The 24077-nt window shown below is 71.1% G+C and carries 17 protein-coding genes; 3 read left to right on the forward strand and 14 right to left on the reverse strand.

Annotation, left to right across the window (positions count from 1 at the left end):
- Nucleotides 1-67: 67 nt before the first annotated feature.
- The 6 genes from EOE66_RS08270 to EOE66_RS08295 form a co-directional block, all read right to left on the reverse strand.
- Nucleotides 68-808 carry a lysophospholipid acyltransferase family protein gene (locus EOE66_RS08270; RefSeq protein WP_128228173.1) on the reverse strand — a complete coding sequence of 247 codons (741 nt, stop codon included), beginning with the start codon at nucleotides 806-808 and terminating at the stop codon, nucleotides 68-70.
- A complete protein-coding gene (locus EOE66_RS08275; protein WP_128228174.1) occupies nucleotides 808-2127 on the reverse strand; it encodes a dihydroorotase in 1320 nt (439 codons plus the stop codon). The genes EOE66_RS08270 and EOE66_RS08275 overlap by 1 nt, the downstream gene beginning before the upstream one ends.
- A complete protein-coding gene (locus tag EOE66_RS08280) occupies nucleotides 2124-3149 on the reverse strand; it encodes an aspartate carbamoyltransferase catalytic subunit (RefSeq protein WP_375137463.1) in 1026 nt (341 codons plus the stop codon). Before EOE66_RS08280 ends, EOE66_RS08275 begins: the two co-directional genes overlap by 4 nt.
- On the reverse strand, nucleotides 3097-3621 hold the full coding sequence (gene pyrR / locus EOE66_RS08285; protein WP_128228176.1) for a bifunctional pyr operon transcriptional regulator/uracil phosphoribosyltransferase PyrR: 525 nt from the start codon (nucleotides 3619-3621) through the stop codon (nucleotides 3097-3099). Before pyrR ends, EOE66_RS08280 begins: the two co-directional genes overlap by 53 nt.
- Nucleotides 3618-4022, reverse strand: a complete 405-nt coding sequence (ruvX, locus tag EOE66_RS08290; protein ID WP_310733099.1) for a Holliday junction resolvase RuvX — start codon at nucleotides 4020-4022, stop codon at nucleotides 3618-3620. The genes pyrR and ruvX overlap by 4 nt, the downstream gene beginning before the upstream one ends.
- Before the next feature lie 95 nt (nucleotides 4023-4117).
- A complete protein-coding gene (locus tag EOE66_RS08295) occupies nucleotides 4118-4699 on the reverse strand; it encodes a YqgE/AlgH family protein (RefSeq protein ID WP_128228178.1) in 582 nt (193 codons plus the stop codon).
- 91 nt (nucleotides 4700-4790) lie between these two features.
- Here EOE66_RS08295 and EOE66_RS08300 point away from each other — a divergent pair, with 91 nt between their 5' ends.
- From EOE66_RS08300 to EOE66_RS08310, 3 genes are all read left to right on the forward strand, one after another.
- On the forward strand, nucleotides 4791-6251 hold the full coding sequence (locus EOE66_RS08300; protein ID WP_245478968.1) for a cryptochrome/photolyase family protein: 1461 nt from the start codon (nucleotides 4791-4793) through the stop codon (nucleotides 6249-6251).
- A 207-nt stretch (nucleotides 6252-6458) separates the two neighbouring features.
- On the forward strand, nucleotides 6459-7253 hold the full coding sequence (locus tag EOE66_RS08305) for a PEP-CTERM sorting domain-containing protein (RefSeq protein ID WP_164885031.1): 795 nt from the start codon (nucleotides 6459-6461) through the stop codon (nucleotides 7251-7253).
- A gap of 130 nt (nucleotides 7254-7383) precedes the next feature.
- Nucleotides 7384-8184: a hypothetical protein gene (locus EOE66_RS08310; protein WP_128228181.1), complete on the forward strand. Its 801-nt coding sequence runs from the start codon at nucleotides 7384-7386 to the stop codon at nucleotides 8182-8184.
- On the opposite strand, the gene EOE66_RS08315 is transcribed toward EOE66_RS08310, so the two are convergent.
- The 8 genes from EOE66_RS08315 to EOE66_RS08350 all read right to left on the reverse strand — a co-directional run bounded on the left by EOE66_RS08315 (nucleotide 8175) and on the right by EOE66_RS08350 (nucleotide 24059).
- Nucleotides 8175-8699, reverse strand: coding sequence for a GNAT family N-acetyltransferase (locus EOE66_RS08315; RefSeq protein ID WP_164885032.1), 525 nt, complete (start codon nucleotides 8697-8699; stop codon nucleotides 8175-8177). The genes EOE66_RS08310 and EOE66_RS08315 overlap by 10 nt on opposite strands.
- A gap of 5 nt (nucleotides 8700-8704) precedes the next feature.
- Nucleotides 8705-9727, reverse strand: coding sequence for an alpha/beta hydrolase family protein (locus EOE66_RS08320; RefSeq protein ID WP_128228183.1), 1023 nt, complete (start codon nucleotides 9725-9727; stop codon nucleotides 8705-8707).
- On the reverse strand, nucleotides 9724-12837 hold the full coding sequence (locus EOE66_RS08325) for an efflux RND transporter permease subunit (protein WP_128228184.1): 3114 nt from the start codon (nucleotides 12835-12837) through the stop codon (nucleotides 9724-9726). Before EOE66_RS08325 ends, EOE66_RS08320 begins: the two co-directional genes overlap by 4 nt.
- A gap of 34 nt (nucleotides 12838-12871) precedes the next feature.
- Nucleotides 12872-14068, reverse strand: coding sequence for an efflux RND transporter periplasmic adaptor subunit (locus tag EOE66_RS08330; protein ID WP_205702656.1), 1197 nt, complete (start codon nucleotides 14066-14068; stop codon nucleotides 12872-12874).
- A 49-nt stretch (nucleotides 14069-14117) separates the two neighbouring features.
- Nucleotides 14118-15575, reverse strand: a complete 1458-nt coding sequence (locus EOE66_RS08335; protein ID WP_128228186.1) for an efflux transporter outer membrane subunit — start codon at nucleotides 15573-15575, stop codon at nucleotides 14118-14120.
- Nucleotides 15575-16294, reverse strand: coding sequence for a CerR family C-terminal domain-containing protein (locus EOE66_RS08340; RefSeq protein ID WP_128228187.1), 720 nt, complete (start codon nucleotides 16292-16294; stop codon nucleotides 15575-15577). The genes EOE66_RS08335 and EOE66_RS08340 overlap by 1 nt, the downstream gene beginning before the upstream one ends.
- Nucleotides 16295-16367: 73 nt before the next feature.
- Nucleotides 16368-17408: a GGDEF domain-containing protein gene (locus tag EOE66_RS08345; RefSeq protein ID WP_128228188.1), complete on the reverse strand. Its 1041-nt coding sequence runs from the start codon at nucleotides 17406-17408 to the stop codon at nucleotides 16368-16370.
- A 39-nt stretch (nucleotides 17409-17447) separates the two neighbouring features.
- Nucleotides 17448-24059: a hybrid sensor histidine kinase/response regulator gene (locus EOE66_RS08350; protein WP_128228189.1), complete on the reverse strand. Its 6612-nt coding sequence runs from the start codon at nucleotides 24057-24059 to the stop codon at nucleotides 17448-17450.
- Between the last annotated feature and the right edge of the window lie 18 nt (nucleotides 24060-24077).

Raw genomic sequence — 24077 nt, forward strand, 5'->3', positions numbered from 1 at the left:
CTAAGGCCTGCAGCGCCAGTCGCCAAGAGGAGAAGTCGCGCACATGGCTGCGGCGCGACAACAGCCTTCAGGCCGCCTGAGCCAGGCGCTCGGCGATGAGCTGGCGCAGGTGTTCGGCCAGCGCCCGGCGGTCGGCGTGAGCCGTGCTCACGGGGGGCAGCAGTTCCACATGCACGGTGAGCCCGCGCGCGGTGGCCACACGCCAAACGCTCTGCAGCAACGTGGTCTCGCCGAGGAACTCCACGCTGGGGCTGAAGGGCCCAGCGGCGTCGGAGAAACGCAGCACCATCGGTTGCACCGGCGCGCCAGAGGCGATCGCCGCCTGCAGCAGGTTGGCATGGAAGGGCAGCGGCTCCGGCCCGGCGCCGGTGGTGCCCTCGGGGAACACGGCCACGGCGTCGCCCGCGCTCAGCGCCTCGGCCATGGCGTGCACCACGCGCACGGCGTCGCGCTTGCGTTCGCGTTCGATGAAGAGCGTGCCGGCACCACGGATCAGCCAGCCCAGCAGCGGCCACTGCAGCACATCGGCCTTGCTGACGAATCGCACCTGCGGCGCGGCGGCGTGGATGGCAGCGATGTCCAGCCAGGAGATGTGATTGGCCACCACCAGCGTCGCGCTGGCGCGCGGCGCCACACCGGTGACCTGCAGATGCAGCCCGATGGCGCGCAACAGGCCGGCCGACCACCACTGGATGCGCTGGTGGCGCTCGGCCGCGCTCAGGCGCGGGAAACGGGTCATCACCGCCATGCCATGCAGCACGTGCAGCACGGCGCGAAGCAGGCGCCAGGCGCCCCCCAAGACCTGCATCAGGCCTGGGCGAGCGGTGCGCGCTCGCAGGCCAGGGTGCCGGCCACCAGCGTGGCGCGCACGCGGCCCGGCAGCGCCATGCCGGTGGACGAGAAGGAGAACGGTGTGTGTTTGCCCTGGCTGGCCAGCACGCCAGGGCTCACCGTCCATTCATCGGACGGGTCGAAGACGCAGACATCGGCCACGCCGCCCTCCACCAGACGGCCGGCGCTGCTGGCCAGCGAGCCCAAGGCGTCACCCAGCACCGCCACCGGGCCCTGCGTCACCCGCGCCAGGGTCTGGGCCAGCGGCAGGCCGCTGTCCTGGCCCCAGCGCAGCGCCAGGCTCAGCAGCAGCTCCAGCCCGGTGGCGCCGGGCTCGGCTTCGCCGAAGGGCAGGTTCTTCATGTCGTCGGCCACGGGGTTGTGGTCGGAGACCAGCGCGTCCAGCGTGCCGTCGGCGAGTGCGGCGCGCAGCGCGGCGCGGTCGGGGCCCTGGCGCAGCGGCGGCACGAGGCGCATGTCAGGGTTGAAGTAGCCGATGTCGACATCGGTGAGGTGCAGGCTGTTGATGCTGACATCGGCCGTCACCGGCAGGCCCTCGGCCTTGGCCGCCCGCAGCAGCGCCACGCCAGCGGCGCTGCTCAGGCGGCACAGGTGCACGCGCGCCTTGGTGGCGCGCACCAGTTCGAAGATGGTGTGCAGCGCCACCGTCTCGGCCACCACCGGCACGCCACTCAGGCCCAGGCGCGTGGCCAGCGCGCCCGAGGCGGCCACGCCCTTGCCCAGCCAGGCGTCCAGCGGGCGCAGCCACACCGTGTAGCCGAAGGTGGCGGCGTACTGCAGCGCGCGCAGCAGCACGAGCTGGTCGGTGACGGGCACGTCGGCTTGCGAGTAGCCCACGCAGCCGGCCTCGGTCAGCTCGGCCATCTCGGTGAGGGCCTGGCCTTGCAGCCCGCGTGTCAGCGCGCCCAGCGGGAACACACGGCAGCGGCTGAGCTTGCGTGCGCGGAACTTCAGCATCTCCACCAGGCCGGGCTCGTCGAGCACGGGGTCGGTGTCGGGCGGGCAGACGAGGCTGGTCACGCCCCCGGCTGCGGCGGCAGCCAGTTCGCTTTCCAGCATGCCTTCGTGCTCTTGCCCGGGCTCGCGCAGGCGCGCGGCCAGGTCCACGAGGCCCGGCGCCACCACCAGGCCGGTGGCGTCGATCACTCGGTCGGCGCTGAACTCGCCGGCCGGGCCGATGCTGACGATGCGGCCGCTGGCAATGCAGACATCGGTGATCTCGTCCCGGCCCGAGGCAGGGTCGATGACGCGGCCGTTGCGAATGAGGATCTTCATGCCTGGTTCCCAGCGATCGTGCTCATCACCGCCATGCGCACCGCGATGCCGAAGGTCACCTGAGGCAGGATGACGCTGTGGCCGCCGTCGGCCACTTCCGACGCGATTTCCACGCCGCGATTGATGGGCCCGGGGTGCATCACGATGCAATCGGGTTTGGCCAGCGCCAGCTTCTCGGGCGTGAGGCCGTAGCTCTTGAAGAACTCGCCGGCGCTGGGCAGCATGGCGCCGCTCATGCGTTCGTTCTGCAGGCGCAGCATGATGATGACGTCGGCGTCCTTGATGCCCTCTTCCATGCGGTGGCACACGCGCACGCCCATGGAAGCCAGATCGCCCGGCACCAGCGTCTTCGGGCCCACGGCGCGGATCTCGGGCACGCCTAAAGTGGTGAGCGCGTGGATGTCGGAACGGGCCACGCGGCTGTGCACGATGTCGCCGACGATGGCCACGGTCAGCTGGGTGAAGTCTTTCTTGAAGTGCCGGATCGTGTACATGTCCAGCAGCCCCTGCGTGGGGTGGGCGTGGCGCCCGTCGCCGGCATTGACCACGTGCACGTGCGGCGCCACATGCTGCGCAATCAGGTAGGGCGCGCCGCTTTCGGCATGGCGCACGATGAACATGTCGGCATGCATCGCGGAGAGGTTCGCGATGGTGTCGAGCAGGCTCTCGCCCTTGGCCGTGCTGCTGCGCGCGATGTCGAGGTTGATGACGTCGGCGCTCAGGCGCTTGGCCGCGATCTCGAAGGTCGTGCGCGTGCGCGTGCTGTTCTCGAAGAACAGGTTGAAGACGCTTTTTCCCCGCAGCAGCGGCACCTTCTTCACGTCGCGGTCGTTGACGCTCAAGAAAGTGCCGGCGGTATCGAGGATCTGCGTCAGCACGGCCTTGGGCAGGCCCTCGATGCTGAGCAGGTGGATCAGCTCGCCGTGCGTGTTGAGCTGCGGGTTGCGGCGGGACAGCATGGCTTGCGGCTCAGTCGTGCGGGTGGTGGGGGTTGGTGACGGTGAAGCTGAAGTGCCCGTCATCGGCGCGCGCCAGCGACAGGCGCTGCGTGGCCGGCAGCACGATGCGCGCGGCCGCGAAGGCCGCGGCCATGGGCAGCTCGCGCCCGCCGCGGTCGACCAGCACCGCCAGCGTCACGCTGGCCGGGCGGCCGAAGTCGAAGAGTTCGTTGATCACCGCGCGCAGCGTGCGGCCGGTGTAGAGCACGTCGTCGATCAGCACGATGTGGCGGCCGTCGATGGCAAAGGGCAGGCGCGTGGCATCGGTGCCGGCGGCCAAGCCGCGCTCGGAGAAATCGTCGCGGTGCAGCGTGCTGCTGATGACGCCGTGGCCCTTGTCGCCACCGGGCAAGCCCAGGTCTTTCTGCAGCCGCTCAGCCAGCCAGGCGCCTCCGCTCCACACGCCCACCAGCGCGCCCTCGGGCTTGAGCAGGCCGCGCACGCCTTCGCGCAGTTCGGCATACAGGGCTTCGGCGTCGAGTTGCAGCATGGTCATGCGCTTTCTGGGGGAGCAGCGAGCGAGCGCAGGTGCTGCTCCAGGATGATGGCCGCAGCCGCGGCATCGGCATCGGCCGCGCCCTGGCCCAGGGCTTCGGTGGTGGTGTAGCGCTCGTCGACCTCGTGCACCGGCAAGCGAAAGCGCCCGTGCAGTTGGCGTGCAAAGCGCCGCGCCTTCAAGGTGTTCTCATGCTCGGCGCCATCGGGGTGGAAGGGCACGCCCACGACCAGCGCGTCGGGCTGCCATTCGGCCAGCAGCTTGCCGATGGCGGCAAAGCGCGCATCGCCGTCGACGCTGATCGTCTTCAGAGGGGTGGCTCGACCCAAGAGCGTGTTGCCCGAAGCGACACCCACGCGCTTCACACCGTAGTCGAAGGCCAAAAAGCTACGAACAGCCACAGCCAAGCTTCCCGCCGCGGATCCGGCTCAGCCGGGCCGCTGGCGGACGGCCCCCTGGGGGGGTAGCGAGCGCCAGCGAGCTTGGGGGCCAACATCTACGCATGACCGGCCTCTTGCGACAACATGCGCGGGTCGATGCCCAGCAGCGCCAGCGCCGTCTCGTAGCGCTTCTCCACCGGCGTGTCGAAGATCACCTTCGGGTCGGCGTCGACGTTCAGCCAGCCGTTGCGGCCGATCTCGTCTTCCAGTTGCCCGGCCTGCCAGCCGCTGTAGCCCAGCGTCACCAGCACCTTGGCCGGGCCCGAACCTTCGGCCAGGGCTTCCAGCACGTCCTTGCTGGTGGTCATCTCCAGGCCACCGGGCACCGAGAGCGTGCTGTTGAAGGGGCTGGCGCCTTCCAGCAGCTTCTCGTGCAGCACAAAGCCGCGTTCGGTCTGCACCGGACCGCCGAAGAAGACGGGCTGTTCGGCCAGTTCGGCGCGGTCCAGCGGCAGCTCGACCTTCTCGAACAGGTTCTTGAGCTTGATGTCGATGGGCTTGTTGATGACCAGGCCCAGGGCGCCCTTTTCGTTGTGCTCGCACAGGTACACCACGGTGCGCGCAAAGGTCTCGTCGACCATGCCCGGCATGGCGATCAGGAACTGGTTCGTCAGGTCGATGCGCGGGCCTGTGGGCATGCTCGGATTCTATTCCGCGGCCACACTACGGGCCGTGAGCAAGCCCACCCCCCACCCCGCCCCGCCGCGCCTGGCGCGCGCCCTCGTGTGGATGCGCCGCGACCTGCGCACCGACGACCACGCCGCCCTGCACCACGCGCTGAAAGCCGCGCGGCAGGTGTGGTGCGTGTTCGTCTTCGACCGCGACATCCTCGACCCCCTGCCCCGGGCCGACCGCCGGGTCGAGTTCATCCGCGACAGCCTGGTCGGCGTGGACGCCGAACTGCGCGCACTGGCCGTCTCGCACGGCGTGGAAGGCGCCGGGCTCATCGTGCTGCACGGCTGGCCGAAGCAGGCCATCCCCGAATTGGCGGCGCGGCTGCAGGTACAGGCCGTCTACGCCAGCCACGACGACGAGCCCGCGGCGCAGGCGCGCGACGCCCAGGTACGGGGTCGCCTGGCCGAAGCCGGCGTGATGCTGCACACCGTGAAGGACCACGTGGTCTTCGAGCGCAGCGAAGTGCTCACGATGAGCGGCGGCGCGTTCTCGGTCTTCACGCCCTACAAGAACGCGTGGCTGAAGAGGTGCGAGCCCTACTTCCTGAGCGCATGGCCGGTGGCGAAACACGCCGGCGCGCTGGCGCCCAAGCCCGAGAACGAGCCCGGCGTGCCGACGCTGGAAGACATCGGCTTCCAGCGCACGAACCTGCACCAGTTGCGCCTGCCCAGCGGCCCGGCCGGCGCAGAAGAGCTGCTGACCGACTTCCTCGAGCGCATCGACCGCTATGGCGAAACGCGCGACTTCCCGGCCGTCAAGGGCCCCAGCTACCTCAGCACACACCTGCGCTTCGGCACGGTCAGCGTGCGTCGGCTGGCGCGGCTGGCAATGGATCGCAAGCAGGCCAGCCCGCCGGCGGCGCCCGATGCCCCACGCGGTGGCGCCGACGTGTGGCTGTCTGAGCTGATCTGGCGCGACTTTTACCACCAGGTGCTGCACCACCACCCGCGCGTGGTGCAGCAGGCCTTCAAGCCAGAGTACGACCGCATCCGCTGGGAACACGGCAAACACGCCGATGATCTGTTCGCCGCGTGGTGCGAAGGCCGCACGGGCTACCCCCTGGTGGACGCGGCCATGCTGCAGCTGGCGCAGACCGGCTACATGCACAACCGCCTGCGCATGGTGGTGGCGAGTTTCCTCACCAAGGACCTGGGCCTCGACTGGCGCCGCGGCGAAGCCTGGTTCGCGCTGCACCTCAACGACTTCGACCTCGCCGCCAACAACGGCGGCTGGCAGTGGGCTGCGAGCTCGGGCTGCGATGCACAGCCCTACTTCCGCATCTTCAACCCGGTGAACCAAAGCGAGAAGTTCGACCCGCAGGGCCGCTTCATCAAGCGCTACCTGCCGCAGTTGGCGGCGTTGCCCGACAAGCTCATCCACGCGCCTTGGTTGGCACGGCCGGTGGACCTGCTGGCCGCCAACATCGAGCTCGGCAAGCACTACCCGCTGCCGGTGGTGGACCACGCCGTGGCGCGCGAGAAGACGCTGGCGCGTTATGCCGTGGTCAAGGGCTGAGCCCCTTGGGGTCAGCGGGACGGATGTCGAAGCACTTGACAGCCGAGGGTCCGCTGGCGCTTGCAGAAGTGCAGGCGGCCCCTCAAGCCTTTGTCGAAGAACGGGAAATCGCAGTTGGCCTTGATGTTGCTTGGCATGCGCAGGCAGCGCGAACCGCACGGGTTTCACCCGAACAGCGCCGCACAACAACGAACGAGGAGCGAGCTGATGTCCGACCGCAAGAGTCTTGCATCGTTTTCCGGGGCGTACGCGCTGGGTCTGGCGTTGTTCAGTACCGCTTGGGTTGCACAGGCGGCGCCGATCACCTGGGGCGCGGTCCAGAACGAGACCGGCAACGCGGCGGAGATCATCACCGGCGGCAGCCTCCATGGCGCTGTCCGCGCGGGAAGCGCTTCCTCGGTGTCGGTGAACGGCGTCAGCTTCGCTGGCGTGTCGGGCTTCAGTGGCGGTGTGGTGAGTTTCGGCTCTGCCCCGATCAAGCTGTACGGGATGGAAGAAGACATCGCCAGCTACGGCAGTGCGCCTGGCTCCTGGGGCAGCTACGGATCGCTGGTTTCAGCCGGCGGCTTCCGCGGGTCCAACATCCCCAACTGCTCCATCCAATCGGGCACATGCCCGTACATCGAGATTGCCAACCTCACCATCGGGCAGGCCTACGACGTCCAGATTCTTGAGTCATTCTGGAACTACAACTGGGCCACGCAGTTCAGCGACGGCAGCGGCAATTCGGTCACGCTCAACCAAGGCGCACCGGCAGCGCCGTTCGGCTCGACGGCATCCAGCGTTCCTCAATACGTGGTCGGTCGCTTCACCGCAGACCAGGCAACGCAGCGCATCTACATGAACAGCACGACCGACCACGTGGTCTTCACGGCCATGCAGGTCAGAACTGCCAACCCGGTGCCCGAACCCACCACCTTGCTGTTGGTGTCTGCGGCGCTGATGGGGGTTGGCGTGGCCAGCCGCCGGGCCCGGCGCTGCAGCCCCGCCACAGCCGGCTGACGGTCCCGCAGGAGACCCCCTAAAACAACGGGCGGATCTCCAACCTGCGAGGGGTGGGCGCCGCAGGAGCGGCACCGTGCAATACAGGTCTGCGTGCCCACCGGGCATGCCCTGCCTGCCGGAGAGACCCATGGCCCCCCACCCTGACCGCACCACGCGCGCCCTGCGCAGCCTGATCGGCCCCGCCACCTTCGCCGCGGCACTGTTGGCCTTCATGCTGCTGGCCAGCAGCCCGGCGCGCGCCAGCTCGCTGCTGGTGGACGGCTTCGAAGCCCCCGACGAGCCCGCGACCAGCGTGCTCACCGGCATTGGCGAGCGGCAGTTCAACACCTTCTCGCCCACCGTGCTGGGCGGTGTGCGCGGCCTCTACCACCACACCTACACCAACCCCTTGGGCAGCGTCTCGGCCCTGGCGGCCGGCAACGGCGTGCTCAGCAGCAGCAACGGCGTGGGCGTGCGCAACGAGGTGCTGGCGCTTTACGGCGCCTTCACGCGCCCCAAGCTGCAGCCCGATGTCGGCGGCCCGCGCCTGGGCTTGGACGCCCGGCCCTACGACAGCTTCCAACTCGACTTCACGGGCATGGCCAGCACGATGAACATCAACATCGTGCTCTACACCTCGGCACCGCTGGACCCGACGGCCCCGCTGTACTACAGCACCGTGGGCTTGAACGTGGCCCCGGCCTCGCCAGGCGCAGCGCTGCAGGTGGTGGTGCCCTTCGCCAACGACGCCAGCTTCAACTTCGGGCAGGTGGACGGCATCGCACTGGTGATCGACCGCGCCAACGGCACCACGGGCACCGCCTGGACGCTGGATGGCTTCAGCCTCGTGAGCACCGTGCCCGAACCCACGCCAGCCATGCTGTGGCTGGCCGGTGCGGCCGCACTGGGATGGCTGTCGCGCCGCCAGCGGCCCCGTGCTCAGGCCTGAGCGGCCTCGCCGTCGAAGGGTGGCACTGGCGCGGGCACGAAACCCAGGCTGGCGTACAGCGTCTCGGCGCGTGCATTGCCCTCGGTCACCACCAGGCGCAGCCAGGGCTCGTCGCCCGCCGCCAGGCGGTTGAGGGCGCGGGTGAGCCCGGCACGCGCCAGACCCTGACGCTGGGCCTGCGGCGCGGTGATCATGAAGGCCACGAAAGGCCCGCCCCACCACTGCGTGAGCAGCGTGGCCGCCAGCGGTTCGCCGGCACGCTCGGTGACTTCAGACACCGAGGGCATGGGCGGCCCGAACTCACCGGCGAAGTACTGCGCGACCACCGCACGCGTGTCGTCCAGCGTCTCGCCTTTGTCGTCGATGGTGCCGGCGTAGGCCGCGTGCATCAGCCGCGCCAGCGCTTCCGTGTCTGCGGGCGTGGGCGGCCGCACCGTGGTGTCGGGTGGCGGTGCGGTGACCCCGCGCGGCCCCACACGGGCGGCCAGCACGAAGCGGCGGGGGCGACCTGACACCGCCATCAAGCCGCAGGCGGCGCTGCGAAGCGTGCCAGCAGCGGGGCGTGCTGCTGCGGCCAGGCCGCCAGGGCGCTGCCGTCGCCGTCGAACACGCCGCGCAGGAAGGCCAGCACCAGGCGCTGGGTGGCCTGCTTCACACGCGGGTTCAGCGTGGCGCCGCCCGTGGTGCTGCGGTCGGTGAACATGCTGTGCGAGCCGCCTTCGTACACGGCCAGCCACTTGCGCGCGCTGCCGGTGGCCTCGAAGACCTTCACGCGGTCGTCAGCGCCGCTGTAGTAGCCGGGGATGCGGATCACGTCGTCGGTGGCCGTCACGTGCAGGCTGGGCACGGCCACGCTGGCCAGGATGCGCTGCGGCTCGTCTTCGCCATAGAAGGGCGGCGCCGAGATCACGATGGCGGCGCGGATGCGCGCATCGGCCAGGTCGAGCACACTGCCCTCGCGCGCCACACGGGCACCGGCGGCCAGCAGCGTGGTGTTGGCGCCGTAGCTGTGGCCGCCGGCCACGATGCGCTCGGCCTCGATAGGGCTGCCCAGTTCGCCGGCCAGCAACGTGTCCAGCGCGAAGCGCAGGTCTTGCACGCGGGCCACGGCCTCGGCGTCCTGCGCGGCGTTCTGCAAGCGCCCCACCAGGCCGAAGATGCTGCCGCCCCACAGCGTGCGGTCGCTGCCCACGTGCTGCAGGTGCAGGCTCGCGATGCCGTGGCGCGCCACGTGCTGGCCCAGCCAGGTGTAGCCCCGGCGGCTGCCCCCGATGCCGTGCGAGAACACCACCAAAGGCACGCGCGCACCCGCCACGGGCTCGGGCAGGTACAGGCGCACAGGCACCGGGCGCCGGCGGGTGGTGTCGGTCCAATCCAGATCCAGCGCCTGGAAGCGCCGCGTTTCGGCCTCGGGGGCGGCCGGCGCCGCGCCATCGGTGGCGGCACGCGCACCGCGCGGGGTGGCGAAGGCGGCCAGCGCGGCGGCCGCGCCCAGGCTCAGGCAGCGACGGCGGTTCAGCAGCGAGGCGTTCGTGGGCTTCATGCGGTTTTCTCCGAACCCGGGGCCGGGGCCTCAGGGGCCCCGCGCCGCAGCAGGCGCTGCAGCAGGCGGATGGCATCGTCCACGTAGGTGAAGAGCACCGGAATCACCAGCAGGCTCAGGAAGGTGCTGGTGATCAGCCCGCCGATCACCACGATGGCCATCGGCGCACGGAAGCTCGGGTCGGTGCCGATGCCCAGGGCGATGGGCAGCATGCCCGCGCCCATGGCGATGGTGGTCATCACGATGGGCTGCGCACGCTTGTGGCAGGCGTCGATGATGGCCTCGAAGCGCTTCATGCCGTCGCGCCGCGCCAGGATCACGTAATCGACGAGCAGGATGCTGTTCTTGGTGGCGATGCCCATCAGCATGATCAGGCCGATCATGCTGGGCATGGAGAGCGCCGTCTGCGTGATGAAGAGCGCGAGGAAGGCCCCCGGGATCGAGAGCACCAGCGCACCGAGGATGGTGACCGGCTGCACGAAGTCCTTGAACAGCAGCACCAGCACGATGTAGATGCACAGCACGCCCGTCAGCATGGCCAGGCCGAAGCTCGCGAAGAGCTCGCTCATGGCCTCGGCGTCGCCGATCTCGGTCTGGCTGATGCCCGGCGGCAGGTTCTTCACGCTGTCCAGGGCCATCACCGCTGCCTTCACCTCGCCCAGCGGCTGCTGGTTCAGCTCGATCTCGAAGTTGACGTTGCGCTGGCGGTTGTAGCGGTCGATGGTGGCCGGCCCGCTGGCGATGGACAGCGTGGCCACGTTGCCGAGCATCACCGGCCCGTTCTTGCCCGGTACCGGCAGGCGCGCCAGCAGGGCCAGGTCGGTGCGCGCCTCGGCCGGCAGCCGCACGACGATGGGAATCTGGCGCTGGCTGAGGTTGAGCTTGGCCAGGCTCTGGTCGTAGTCGCCCGCGGTGGCGATGCGCAGCGTGTCGGCAATCGCCGCGGCGCTCACGCCCAGGTCGGCGGCCCTGTCGGGGTCGGGCCGCACGATGAGCTCGGGCCGCACGAGGCTGCTGCTGCTCGTCACCGCGCCAATGCCGGGGATGGTGCGCAGCTCCTTCTCCACCACCGCAGCGTGCGCGCTCAGCGCCGTGCCGTCTTCACCGGCCAGCACCAGCACGTACTTTTCGGCGCTGGCGCCGAAGCCCACCTTCACGCGCACGCCGGGGATCACCGCCAGCGCCTCGCGCAGCTGGCCCTCGATGTCCTGCTTGGAGATGCCGCCGCTGAAGAGGCTGCTGCGCTCGCCACGCGGCGTCATGTTGATCGTGAGCGTGGCCTTGGTGACATCGGGCACGCCACCGCCGGGGGTGAAGGTGTCGGCGCCCGTGCTACCCGCGCCGATGGCGGTGTAGACCAGCTTCACGTGCTTGTTCTGCTGCACCACCGCGCGCGCCTGCTCGGCGGCCGCGAAGGTCTGCTGGTAGGTGCTGCCCGGCGGCAGCGTCACCGTCACCTGGGTCTGGCTCAGGTCGTCGGGCGGCAGGAAACCCGTGGGCAGGTAGGGCACCAGCATGAAGCTGCCGACGAAGAACACGCCCGTGGCCAGCAGCGTGAGGATGCGGTGCTTCAGGCACCAGCCCGCCCAGCCGAGGTAGCGGCCCATCCAGAAGGGCTCGCGGTGCTCGTGTTTCGGCGGCTTCAGGATGTAGGCCGCCATCATGGGCGTGAGCATGCGCGCCACCACGAGGCTGAAGAACACGGCGATCGCGGCCGTCCAGCCGAACTGCACGAAGAACTTGCCCGGCACGCCGGCCATGAAGGCCGTGGGCAGGAACACCGCGATCAACGTGAAGGTGGTGGCAATCACCGCCAGGCCGATCTCGTCGGCCGCTTCCATCGCCGCCTGGTAGGGCGTCTTGCCCATGCGCAGGTGGCGCATGATGTTCTCGATCTCGACGATGGCGTCGTCCACGAGGATGCCCACCACCAGGCTCATCGAGAGCAGCGTCACCGTGTTCAGCGTGAAGCCGAAGACGTAGTGCATGGCCGCGAAGGCCGGGATGATGGACAAGGGCAAGGCGGTCGCCGCCACCAGCGTGGCGCGCCAGTCGCGCAGGAAGAGCCACACCACCAGCACCGCCAGCACGGCGCCCTCCAGCAGCAGGTACATGCTGCCTTCGTAGTTCTCGACCACCGGGTCGACGAAGTTGAAGGCCTCGGTGACGGTGACGTCGGGGTGGTCGGCCCGCAGCTTGTCCAGGGCTGCGCGCACGCCGTCGGCTACATCGGTTTCACCCGCGCCGCGCGAGCGCACGATCTCGAAACCCACCACCGGCTGGCCGTTGAGCAAGGCGCCGCTGCGCTGCTCGGCCACGGTGTCGGTGACGGTGGCCACCTGGTCCAGGCGGATGCGGCGGCCATCGGCCAGGTTGATCTCCAGCCGGCCCAGCTCGGCCGCGCTCTGCACGGTGGCGATGGTGCGCACGCTCTGCTCGATGCCGCCCACGTCGGCACGGCCGCCTGAGGCCTCTTGCTGCACGTTGCGCAGCTGGCGCGAGATGTCGGCCGCGCTGGCGTTCAGCGCCAGCAGGCGCGCCGGGTCGAGCGCCACGCGCACCTCGCGCGTGACACCGCCCACGCGCGCCACGCTGCCCACGCCGCGCACGGCGAGCATGGCCTTGGTGACCTCGTTGTCGACGAACCAGCTCAGCGCCTCGTCGTCCATGCGCGAGCTCGCCACCGTGTAGGTGAGGATGGGCGCACCGGCCAGTTCCAGCTTGCTGATGACGGGGTCGCGCAGCTCACCGGGCAGGTCAGAGCGCACACGCGCCACGGCCGAGCGCACGTCGTCCAGCGCCTCCTGCGTGGGCTTCTCCAGGCGGAACTCCACGGTGACGATGGCCACGCCATCCTGCACCTTGGTGTAGATGTTCTTCACGCCCTGCAGCGAGGCCACGGCGTTCTCGATCTTGCGCGCCACCTCGGTTTCCATCTGCGCCGGCGCGGTGCCGGGCAGGCTGGCGGTGACGTTGATGGTGGGCAGGTCGATGTCCGGGAACTGCTGGATCTTCATCGACTGGAAACCCAGCAGCCCCGCCAGCGTGAGCATGACGAAGAACATCACCGCCGGGATCGGGTTGCGTATGCACCAGGCTGACACGTTCATGGTTGCGGCTTTCGCGGTAAGGGGTGCCGGGGTGTCACTTGGCGGCCGGCTTCACGGCCGGCGCAGCGTCCACCACGCGCACGGTGTCGCCGTCGGTGAGGAAACCGGCGCCGCTGGCCACCACGCGGGCGCCCGCATCCAGGCCGGAGGTGATCTCGATGCGCTCGCCCACGCGCCGGCCCACGGCCACCTTGGCCCGCGTCACTTTGTTGTCGGCGCCCAGCTTGAAGACGTAGCTGAAGCCGTCGCGCAGCAGCACGGCGCTCTGCGGCAGCGTGAGGCCGCTGCGCTGGCCGGTGCTGAACTCGCCCCGCGCGAACATGCCGGCCTTCAGCCCGGCGTTCTGCGCGCCGGCGGCCGGCAGGTCCACGTAGACCAGGCCGTTGCGCGTGGCCGGGTCGACCGTGGGCGCCACCATGCGCAGCCGGCCTTCCACGGCCGCGCCGCTGGCGGCCAGCACGCGCACCGCCTGCCCGGCCTTCAGCTGCGCCAGCTCGTCGGCGGCCACTTCGGCACGCCACTCCAGCCGGCCCTGGCGGATCAGCCGGAACAGCTCGGTACCCGGCGCAACCACCGCCCCCACGGTGGCCGTGCGGGCGCTGATCACGCCGTTGTCGGGCGCCAGCACCTGGGTCTGGGCCAGACGCAACTGCTGGGTCTGGGCCATCGCCTTGACGGAGGCCAGGCGCGCCTGCGCGGTGCGCTCGGCGGTGAGGTACTGGTTGATCTGCTGCGCGCTCAAGGCGCCACTGGCCTGCAGGTCGCGCGCACGCTGGGCGTTGGCGGCGGCTTCGCCCAGGGTGGCCTCGGCTTCGGCCACGGCGGCCTGGCTCTGCGCGAGATCGGCGCGCACGAGCTCGGGCGCGAAGGTGGCCAGCACCTGGCCCTTGCGCACCACATCGCCCACGTTCACGCGCACCTCGGCCAGCCGCAGGCCGTTCGCCTCAGCACCCACCACGGCTTCCTGCCAGGCGGCGATGCTGCCGTTGGCACCCAGCACGCTGCCGATCTCGCTGCGCTGGGGCTGCGTGGCGGTGACGGTGAGCGCGGGCTTGGGGGCTGGCTTGCCGGCTTCGGGTGCCGGCTTGGCCTTCTCGTCGGCGGCTTGCACCGCCCAGGTGGTCAGCAAGCCGGCCACGAGAAGCGCCGCGGCGGCCAGGCCAGCGTGCCAGGGCTTCAGGCGCGCTGGGCTGATGGAGAAAGTGGGGTTCGCGAGGGCGGGCAGCTTCATGGGGCAGTCCGGTAGAGGCATGGGGGAAAGGTGGGCAGCAGGGCGGCGGTCAACGCGCGGGCGCGGGGGCCGCAGGCGGCTGGGGGTCGGGGACGAAACCGCCGCCGAGGGCACGGTAGAGCGTGATCCAGGCGCTGGCGCGATCGGTCTGCAGCTCCACCAGCGCGCTCTGCGCCTGCAGCGCCAGACGGCGCGCGTCTTCCAGGTCGAAAAGGCTGGCCAGACCGCTGCGCTGGCGCGCCTGCGTGGCCTGCAACGCAGCCTGGAAGTCGCGCGCGGCGGCTTCGGCATCGCGCTGCCGGCTGGCGCTGGCGTCCAGCGCCACCAGGGCAGCCTCCACTTCCCGCACGGCGCGACGCACCTGGCCCTGGTAGGCCGCGACGGCGGCCTCGTACTCGGCACGCGCAGCGGCGCTGTTCGCTGCACGGCTGCCCCCATCGAAGACGGGCAGGCTCAGTTGCAAGGGGCCGAGCGACCAGGTGCTGCCGTTGCTGCTGACCCCGGCGCTGCGAAAGCTGGCTGCAGCGAGGTTGCCCGACAGGCGCAACTGCGGCCGCTCGCTCGCTTCGGCGCTGCGGCGGTCGCCAGCCGCCGCCAGCACTGTGCGCTCGGCTTCGGCCAGATCGGGCCTGCGGCGCAGCAGTTCGGCCGGCAGCGCGCTCACGGCCCAGGCCGCCGGCTGCGGCACCGACGCGTGGCCCGCAGCTGCGGGGGCCGTCAGCCGCTGGCGCAGCTCGAGCTCGGCCAGGCCCGTCAGTTCCACGAGACTCTTGAGCAAGGTCTCGCACTGCGCACGCCGCGCCACCAGCGTGCTGCGCGCCTGCGCGGCACCGGCCCGGGCCAGGGCGGCGTCAGCCGGGGCGGCGAAGCCCGCCTGCGCGCTGAGACCGGTGAGGCGCGCGGTTTCCTCTCGGGAGGCGGCGTCGAGCCCGGCTTGCGCCGCCTGTGCCGTGCAGCCGCGGTAGGCGATGTAGCTGCTGGCCACTTCGGCCGCCACTGCCGCACGGGCGTCGTGCCAGCCGACCTGGGCGGCTTCCAGCCGCGCTTGCGCCGCTTCGCGGCCGGCGCTGGCACCGCCGAAGATGTCGATCTCCCAGGCCGCCTGCAGGCCCAGGCTGGCACTGCCGGCAGCGGGCTGGCGCGGCACGCTGCGGCCGCTCTGGGCGCCAGCCACAGCATCCACCTGCGGCAACAGCGCAGCGGCGGCCGCTGTTCGCGTGGCGCGGGCCCGCTCGATGCGAGCCCGCGCCGCCGCGAGCGTGGGGCTGGCCGCCTGGGCGGCGTCGATCAACCCTGGCAACTCGGGGGCCTGGAAGCTGGCCCACCAGGCCGAGCCTTGCAACAGGTCGGCACTGGCGCTGGAGCCCGGCGTGGGCAGTGGCGCCTGCCATGCGGCAGGCAGCGGGGGCGGTGGTGCGTCGGCAGCAGGGGCCGCGCCGGTGGCACAGGCGCTCAGGAGGGCCAGGGCGGCGGCGGCCGCCAGCAGGTGCAGTGCGCGGGATGTCATCACGGCTCTCGTTGGGTGGGAAGGGGCAGGCCCCGGCGTTGGCGCTCGGCGTCGATCAGGGCCAGGCCGAAATCGACCAGGCGCTCGGCCCAGCGGTCCAGCGCGGCCGAACCGTCCACCAGGCCAGGGGCCAGCACCTCGTTGATGTCGTGGCCCACATGCAAGTGCACGCCCAGGCCGGCCAGGCAGATGGCCAGGCGCTGCAGGTCTTCGTCGGGCCCGGGCAGCCCGAGGTGGCGCGCCAGCAGGCCCAGCAAGGCCCGGTGCATCTCGCCGATGCCGAAGGTGGGGTCGGCCTGCCACAGGCCCGTGGGCTCCAGCATCTCGCGGAAGTGCAGCTTCGTGCACAGCCGCGCGACGTCACCCTGGCGCAGCGGCTCCAGGAAGCCGGCGTAGAAGCCGTGCAGCGCCTCACGCAGGGTCTGCTCCGGCCGGTTCCAGCGGCCCAGGTCCTCTTCCGGCGAGCCGATCGGCTCGCTGAACACGGCGCGGTAGAGGCCGGCCTTGTCGCCGAAGTAGTAGCTGATGGCCGCCACGTTGACCTGCGCGGCTTCGGCCAGCTCGCGCGTGGAGGTCTTGCTGTAGCCCTGGGTGGCGAAGAGCCGCAAGCCGGCATGGAGCAGCCGCGACCGGGGCTCGGTGTCGGCGCCTGGGGCGGGCTGCTGCGCGTCAGGCGACGAGGGGCTGGCGAGCGTGCTGGTGGTGCGGCGTGCGTTCACGGCGCGCACTGTAGCGCATCAAATCAAACGTTTGATTAACTTACCAGGGATCAGGGTTTCTCCGAAGCCTCGCTCAGAAGAGTTCGACGTCGTTGTCGCGCGCACGGTCTTGCAGGTGGCCCTGGGCCACAAGCTCGGCGTGGCAGGCCACCCCGTCGCGGCCGTTCTGCTTGACGTGGTAGAGCGCGAGGTCGGCACGCTCGAAGGCAGCGCTGGGGGTGTCGGAGGGGCGCAAGCCCGTGAAGCCGACACTCACGGTGATGCGCTCGACCTGCGGGAACCGGTAACTTGCCACCACCTGCCGCAGGCGCTCGAGGGCGCTGGCCGCGGCCTCGGCATCGTCGCAGCGCATCAGAACCACGAACTCTTCGCCGCCGAAGCGGTACAGGTGGTCGTGGAAGCGGAAGGTGCTGCGCATCAGGCGCGAGAGCAGGAGCAGCACCTCGTCGCCGATGAGGTGCCCATAGACATCATTGACGCGCTTGAAGTGGTCGATGTCGATCACGGCCAGCCACATCTGCCCCGCGGGCGCGAGGCGGCGCAGTTCGGGCAGGTCTGGCGCCGGCGGGGCGGCCACAGGCTCCGGCCCGAGGCTGGCCAGGCGCATGAAACGTTCGTCGAAGGTCTTGCGGTTGAGCAGGCCCGTGAGCGTGTCGCGCTCGCTGTAGTCCAGCAGATCCTGGAAGTTGCGGTAGATGCGCAGCACGCTGCTGACCGTGCGCAGCGCATCCGCATCCAGCGGGCGTTCGGTGTGCAGTTCCAGCACCTGCACCGTGTGCGGGTCGTTGGCCACGGGAAACCACGCGCAGGACCATTCGCCGTGGTGCTGCACGGCGTGCTGGCACTGCAGGCAGGCCAGACGCTGCGGCACGCTGTCCAGTGTCGGCAGGCTGCCGGGTTCGGCCCACAACGGATCGGCGTGCGGCGCCGAATCGTTTGCACGCAGCCGGGCGCGTGTCATCCAGACCTGCGCGCCAGGTTCGCCCACGGCACGGTAGATGGCCACCTCCTGGGGCCGCAGCAGGTCGCGCAGGGCCCCGACGAGCGTGACGTCCAGCACGTCACGGTCGCGGAAGCCCGTCAGCTCGGCCAGGTGATCAACCAGTTGCGACATCGTGCTCTGCTGCGCTCCACGCGGCGGCCGTCGCGCCGCTCAGGCCGGCATCCGGCTGCCCGCGTAGCGCGCCACCAGACCCAGCAATTCGTCTTCAGAGTAGGGCTTGCCGAGGTAATGGTCGACCCCCAGCTGCTCCGCATAGTCGCGGTGCTTCTGCGCCGTGCGGGACGTGATCATCACCACCGGCAGGCCGGCCAGGCGCGCATCGGCGCGCACGTTTCGCAGCAGGTCGAAGCCGTCCATGCGCGGCATCTCGATGTCCGACAGCAGCACCGCCGGGCGCTCCTCGGCCAGGCGCTCCAGTGCGTCGAGCCCATCCTTCGCAGTGACGACGCGGTAGCCCTCGCGCACCAGCAGGCGCTGCGTGACGCGGCGCACGGTGATCGAGTCGTCCACCACCATCACCATGGGCGTGCGTGGCATTTCGGGCACCGCCGGCACGGGAGCAGCGCCTACCGGCGGCGTGCCGCCCGGCACCGGCGACGCGGGCCGCGCGATGGCCTGCTGCATGGCGGCACGCGCTTCGTCGCCGTACAGCGAGGCCAGGGCCACGGGGTTGTAGATCAACGACACCTCGCCCGAAGGCAGCAGCGTCACCCCGGCCAGGCCCGGCAGGCGCGACAACTGCGGGCCGACGTTCTTGACCACCACTTCCTGGTTGCCCATGACCTCGTCGACGTGAACGGCCACACGCTGCGCGGCACTGCGGATGACCACCACGGTCTGCGTGCGCCCGGGCGTCTCGCCCCGGCCACCGCTGCGCAGCAGCGCTCCCAGCCAGAAGAAGGGCACGGCCTCGTCGGCGTAGCTGAGCGTCAGATCGGCGTAGGCGCGGGCCACCTCTTCGTTGGGCACGCGGCGCACGGTCTCGATCAGGGGCGAGGGCACCGCCACCTGCTGCTCGCCGCAGCGCAGCATCACCACCTGCGTGACGGCCGTGGTCAAGGGCAGCAGCAGCTTGAAACGCGTACCGGCTCCGGGCTGGCTCTGCGTCTCGATGCGGCCACCCATGGCGTTGACCTCGGCACGCACCACGTCCAGGCCGACACCCCGGCCGGCGATCTCCGTCACCGTCTCGGCGGTGCTGAAGCCGGGCTTGAAGATCATCTGCGCCAGTTCGGCGTCGTTGACCGCCGCGCCTTCGGGCAGAAGGCCACGCTCCAGCGCACGCTGGCGGATACGGCCGAGGTCCAGCCCGCCGCCGTCATCGGCGAACTCCACCGCCACTTCGTTGCCCGCCTGCGCCACGGCCACGGTGATGAGGCCGGTGGCGTCCTTGCCCGCCGCGCTGCGCACGGCCGGCGCTTCGATGCCGTGCGCCACGCTGTTGCGCAGCAGGTGCTCGAAGGAGCCGGCCATGCGCTCGAGCACGCCGCGGTCGATTTCGATGGCGCCGCCGACGATCTCCAGCCGAGCCTGGCGGCCGGTCTCGCGCGCCGCCTGGCGCGTGGTGCGCTGCAGGCGCTCGGCCATGCTGTCGAACTCGACCATGCGCGTGCGCAGCAAGTCGTCCTGCAGTTCACGCGTCAGGCGCGCCTGTGCAGCCAGTTCGTCTTCGCTGCTCTGCAGCGTGCGCTGCAGGCTGCGCTGCAAGGTGGCCACGTCGTTCACCGACTCGGCCATGAAGCGCGTGAGCTCCTGGAAGCGCGTGAAGCGGTCCATCTCCAGCGGGTCGAAGCTCTGCGATGCAGCCTTGGCCGCCTCGATGCGCGTGGCGATCTGCGTCTCGGCCTGCAGCTCGATGTCGCGCAGCTGCTTGCGCATGCGGTCCAGGCTGTCGGTCAGGTCGTTCAGCGAGGCCTGCAACTGGCGCACGTCGGCGTCGATGCGGGCGCGCGTGATGCTCACCTCGCCGGCCTGGTTCACCAGCCTGTCGAGCAGGCTGGCACGCACGCGCACGACGGCATTGCTTGCGGTGACGCGGTCGGCGCCCGCCGCTTCGGCGCTGTCGCCGAGCGAAAAGCGCTGCCAGTCGATCTCGGGCGCTGGGGGAGGCGGGGCGACCGGTTCGACCGGCTCCAGCGGCGCCGCAACCGCGAGGGGCGGCGCCTCAACGGTGGGCCCATCCAGGGGCGCTGCGGCCGGCGCGGGCGCGGCGTCTTCTTCGAAGTCGAGGTCGAGCGCTTCATCGGCCGGGGGCGAGGCCGCCGCCTCCGCAGGCACGGCCTCGGCCGGCAGGTCGAAATCCAGGTCCAGGCCGGCTTCTTCAGGCGCCGGCGGTGCCAGCGCCGCAACCGCCGCCTCAGCCACCGCCGGCAAGGCAGCGGCAGGGACTGCAGCAGGTGCAGGGCCGGCGCGGAGCCGCTCGAAGAGCTCGCTCATCGCATCGGCGCGCGCCATCAGCGGGTCGACATCGGCCGCGCTGACGCCACCACGGGCCACCAGGTGCTCGATGTCGGTTTCCAGGCGGTGGGCCAGCTCGCCCATGCGCATGGCACCGGCCAGCCGCGCGCCACCCTTGAGCGTGTGCAGCGTCCGCATGCAGGCCATGGGCGCATCGGCATCGTCGGGACGATCGAGCCAATCGCGCAGGCGCGACTGCAGCTGCGGCAGCAGTTCCTCGGCCTCTTCCTCGAAGATGGGCAGCAGTTCGGCGTCGATCGCGTCTTCGATGTCTGCCGAGATGGGCGCCTCAGCGGGCGAGGGCGCCGCCGGCTCGTCTTCGTGCAGATCTTCAGGCTCGAGGGATTCGGCCGTTTCCGGCGGCAGCGGCAGCCGCTCGTGGGCCGCCAGGCGCTCCATCAGCGCAGGCGCCACCGGCCGCAGGAAACCGGCCGCGAATTGGTGCAGCAGGCGGCGGATCTCGTCGGCCGCGTCGCAGAACAGCGCAGGCTCGCCTTCACGCGCATGGCCGACATCGTGCGAGCGCATCAGCGCGTGTTCCAGGGCGCGCGCCAGCGCCGAAAGCTCGGCGTACCCGACCGTGGCCGAACTGCCGGCCAGCGAATGCGCCAGCGCCACGCTGCTGTCCGGCACGGCGTGGCGTTCGCTCTCCAGCGCCCACTCGGCCAGTTCGGTGACGAGCCGGCGCGAGAGTTCGTCCGCCTCGTTGAGGTAGATGTTGAACAGCGGGATGCTGATGCGCAGCGGGCCAATGACCTTGACCTGCTCGTCTTCGTCGGCCGTGGCATCGTTGGCCGCCTCGGCCGGCGCGGGCGCGGCCGGGGCTTCGACCAGGCTCAGCACGGGCGGCTCGAAGTCGATCTCGACGGCGTCTGTCGCCGGCATCTCGGCAGCCTCGTGCGGGGCAGGCTCATCGGGCGCCGTGGTGTCGAGCGCCGGGATGTCTGCGCTCGCCTCGGCAGGCTCGCTCACCGATCCGGCGAGCGGCTCGATGACCGACGCGGCCTCGGGCTCGCCGAGGCCCTCCACCACCAAGGCGGCCGCCTCGCCGCCCGCCGGCTCGGCGAAGAGCGCGTCCAGATCCGCCAGGTCCATTTCCAGCGCCTCGCCTTCGGGCATGGCCTCGGGCAGGGTCTCGGGCGCATCCGCTTCGGCGGCATCGGCCGGCAAGGGCTCGTCCAGCAGCAGTTCGGGCAGTGCCTGCGGATCGACAGGCAGGGGCACGGGGCCCGGCTCGGCCTCACCCAAGGCACCCAGGTCGAGCTCGAAGCTCGGCAGCAAGGCCTCGGCCGCCGGCTGCGCCGGGCTGGCCGCAGCAAGCTCGGGTTCGCCGCCCAGGTCGAGATCGGCGGCGCTGGGCAGATCGGGCACGCGCAGTTGCAGCGGCGAGGGCACGTCCGGCGCCAGCCCGTCGGGCAGCTCGGCCGGCGGCGCGTCGAGCGCGGCCGGCTCAGAGGGCAGGTCGGGGGCTGCGGCCGGGGCTTCTTCGGCCTGCGCAGCCGCTTCGGCCGGGGCTTCGGTCGCGAGCTCGGCGCTGGCGTCTTCTTCCGGGTCGAAGCTCAGCTCGATGAGCTCGCCCACCGAGGCTTCGGGTGGCGGCGGGCTCGGCGCGAGCTCGGCGTCCAGCCCGCTGAACTCGAACACGCCTTCGGCCGCAGCGGGAACGGGCAGCACCGCTGCCGGGACCGGAGCCTGCACGGCCGAGCCCGCAGGGGCCTGCGGCAGCGGGATGGTGACCTGCTCGCCCTGCAGGCGCAGCGCCTCTGCTGCGCGCGCCACGGCCGGCGCGTTGTGGCCGTGGTCTTCGTTGACGGCAATGGCCTCCACCCAGCCCGCCAGGTAGGCCAGCGCCTCGCCCGTGAACTGGCGCAGCGGCGCGTCCATGCGCGGCGCCTGGGCCAGGCGGTCGTTGTAGAGCTGCTCGCAGGCCCAGCCGGCTTCGCCGAAGTCCTTCAGCCCGACCATGCGCGAGCTGCCCTTCAGCGTGTGGAAGGCGCGGCGCACGGCGGTCAGGTCGTGCGCGCTTTCGGGGGCATCGACCAGGCGCTCGAGCGCGGCATGCGCATCGCTGATGACCTCGCGCGCCTCCTCGATGAAGATGTCGCGCATCTCCTCGTCTTCTTCGAGGCCGGTGCCGCCTGCCGGGGCGGGCTTGGGCGGCGGCACGGGCGCCGACACCGGCGCTGGCGGCGCGGCCGGCGGCGACAGCGCCTCCACGGCTTCGGCCAGCTGGGCACGCACGGCGGCGCTGGCCTCGGCGTCATCACCGGCCTGCAGCGCGACCCGTGCGCCCGACAGCAGCCGTGCCAGCTCGGGCTGCTCGGCGGCATAGGCCTGCTGGGCCAGCGGTTCCAGGCGGCTGGCGATGCGGCTGTCGGCCACGGCGGCGTCAGCGGCCAGGGCGGCCACTTCGCGCAGCTGGTCGAGCAGCGGCACTGCAGCCGGTGGCGGTGGCGGCGAAGCCGGTGCCGGGGCGTCGGCCTCGTCGAAGGCCGCGAAGGCCGAGACACGCTCGCTCTGGCCCATCACGGCGCTGAGGCTGCCGGTGTCGGGGTCGAAGCGGAACAGGCTCTTGGCCAGCGCCGGCTGCACGCTGAGCATGTCGATGAGGAAGCTCAGGGCGCCCAGGTTGTCGGCCAGGCGGTCGAAGGTGCCGGCCTGCACGGCGCGTTGCGGGTCGACCTCGGTCTGCGCCAGCGCGTCGACATCGTCGCGCATGCGCAGCGCCGCGGCCGAGGCCTGGCCCAGGCCCAGCACCGACAGCACGCCGCGCATCGCCGACAGCTGCGCGGGCACCGGAATCAGCACCTGGCGCTGCGACGGATCGCGGAAGTACTGGTCGATCTGCTTCTCGATCTCGGACAGCGAGCTGCGCAGTTCCTGCACCACGCTGCCCATGGTCTGGCGGTCGCTGACGCGGCGGTACAGTTCCTCCATCCACACGTCCAGCGGGCGCGGCTCGGCGCCCTGGCGCACACCTTCCACGCGCCCGGCCAGGTGCTGCACGCGTGCCGGCAGTTCGGGGTCGTCGAACTCGCCGTCCTCCAGGGTCGCATCGAGGTAGAGGATGCCGGTGGCCACTTCCATGGCCAGTGCCGGCGAGGGCGGCTCGCCCGAGTTGACGGTGGTGGCCACTGCCGTCTGCAACGACTGCGAGAGCTCTTCGCCGTGCGGCAACAGGCGCTGCAGCGATTCACCCACCAAGGCGAACTGCTCGGGCAGCGCCGGCATGCGGTGCAGCTCGCCGCCGGCCACGGCCGACCACGAGTCTTTCGCCGCCGCCACGCGTTTGCGCGCCAGCGCCACCAGCGCGGGGTCGAAGCGACCCAGGCGCGTGGTTTCGTAGTCGGCGGCAGCGCCTTGCCCGTCGAGCTGCCAGACCTGGCGCACGGCAGACAGGCGGGGCGCGGCGCGCCCCTCCATCGGCGGCTTGGCGTGGCCGCAGAAAAAGAGAAGGTCCTGCGCAAGACGGTCGGAAAGCTCGTGCTGCCCGCGCACAGCTGCGCGCAGCTGCGACAGCAGGCGCGAGGCCAGGCGCTTGACGTAGACATCACCCACCAGCAGGCCAGCGGCCTGGGCCTGGAACACGGCCGCTGCCAGTTGCCAGAACGTGGCCCGCTGGCTACCGCCTTCAGCCGACAGGCGTGCGCCCGCGCCGAGGTCGGCACACAGGTCGCTCAGGCGGTCAAGCGCGCCGCGGCTCTGGTCGCCGGGGGCCTGACGCATCAGCGCCAGTGTCAGCGTCTCCATCTCGTCGCGCGCGGCCTCGTCGGCGTTGCGCGGCGTGGCCGCGGCGTCGTGCGGCAGCTCGCGCCACTGCCAATCGGCCTTCCAGAGGTCGGCCGGGTGCACGCGGTCGGCCCCGGCAAGCTGCTGCACGGCGCGGTACTGCGGGAAGAGCATCACCGGCGAGACCGGCTTGCCCGCCAGCTGGCGGGCCAGGAAATCGAGCACCGCGAAGGAGACCTTCTCCACCGTGTCGATGGCCGCGCTGGTCACGAGCTGCGGCTTGGCCGCCATGCGCTGCACCGCGGCCTCGCTGCCGCGCAGCACATCGGCCACGGCCGGCAGGCCCACGAGTTCGAGCGCCCCGACACCCTGGTGCAGCTGGGCACGCGCACTGCGCAGCACCGCGGGGTCGACCGCATCGAGGTCGCCGCCGCGCGCGGCCTCGGCTTCCTTGAGGTAGCGGCGCAAGGCCTTGTTGGCCGCCTCCAGCGAACGGCGCAACTCGCCGTTCACCCAGGCCAGGGGACTGAGGTCATCGCCCGGCTGCATCGGGGGGCTGGCGGCTGCGCTGTCCATCGTGGGGCCGGGCCTGGG

Source organism: Rubrivivax rivuli (assembly GCF_004016505.1).
In the GTDB taxonomy this organism is placed as follows: Bacteria; Pseudomonadota; Gammaproteobacteria; order Burkholderiales; family Burkholderiaceae_C; genus Rubrivivax; species Rubrivivax rivuli.

Excerpts from the sequence above, each read along its gene's own strand:
- EOE66_RS08270 (WP_128228173.1), bottom strand. The coding sequence starts at position 808 with ATGCAGGTCTTGGGGGGCGCCTGGCGCCTGCTTCGCGCCGTGCTGCAC.
- EOE66_RS08275 (WP_128228174.1), bottom strand. The coding sequence starts at position 2,127 with ATGAAGATCCTCATTCGCAACGGCCGCGTCATCGACCCTGCCTCGGGC.
- EOE66_RS08280 (WP_375137463.1), bottom strand. The coding sequence starts at position 3,149 with ATGACGGGCACTTCAGCTTCACCGTCACCAACCCCCACCACCCGCACG.
- pyrR (WP_128228176.1), bottom strand. The coding sequence starts at position 3,621 with ATGACCATGCTGCAACTCGACGCCGAAGCCCTGTATGCCGAACTGCGC.
- EOE66_RS08295 (WP_128228178.1), bottom strand. The coding sequence starts at position 4,699 with ATGCCCACAGGCCCGCGCATCGACCTGACGAACCAGTTCCTGATCGCC.
- EOE66_RS08300 (WP_245478968.1), top strand. The coding sequence starts at position 4,791 with ATGCGCCGCGACCTGCGCACCGACGACCACGCCGCCCTGCACCACGCG.
- EOE66_RS08305 (WP_164885031.1), top strand. The coding sequence starts at position 6,459 with ATGTCCGACCGCAAGAGTCTTGCATCGTTTTCCGGGGCGTACGCGCTG.
- EOE66_RS08310 (WP_128228181.1), top strand. The coding sequence starts at position 7,384 with ATGGCCCCCCACCCTGACCGCACCACGCGCGCCCTGCGCAGCCTGATC.
- EOE66_RS08320 (WP_128228183.1), bottom strand. The coding sequence starts at position 9,727 with ATGAAGCCCACGAACGCCTCGCTGCTGAACCGCCGTCGCTGCCTGAGC.
- EOE66_RS08325 (WP_128228184.1), bottom strand. The coding sequence starts at position 12,837 with ATGAACGTGTCAGCCTGGTGCATACGCAACCCGATCCCGGCGGTGATG.
- EOE66_RS08330 (WP_205702656.1), bottom strand. The coding sequence starts at position 14,068 with ATGAAGCTGCCCGCCCTCGCGAACCCCACTTTCTCCATCAGCCCAGCG.
- EOE66_RS08335 (WP_128228186.1), bottom strand. The coding sequence starts at position 15,575 with ATGACATCCCGCGCACTGCACCTGCTGGCGGCCGCCGCCGCCCTGGCC.
- EOE66_RS08345 (WP_128228188.1), bottom strand. The coding sequence starts at position 17,408 with ATGTCGCAACTGGTTGATCACCTGGCCGAGCTGACGGGCTTCCGCGAC.
- EOE66_RS08350 (WP_128228189.1), bottom strand. The coding sequence starts at position 24,059 with ATGGACAGCGCAGCCGCCAGCCCCCCGATGCAGCCGGGCGATGACCTC.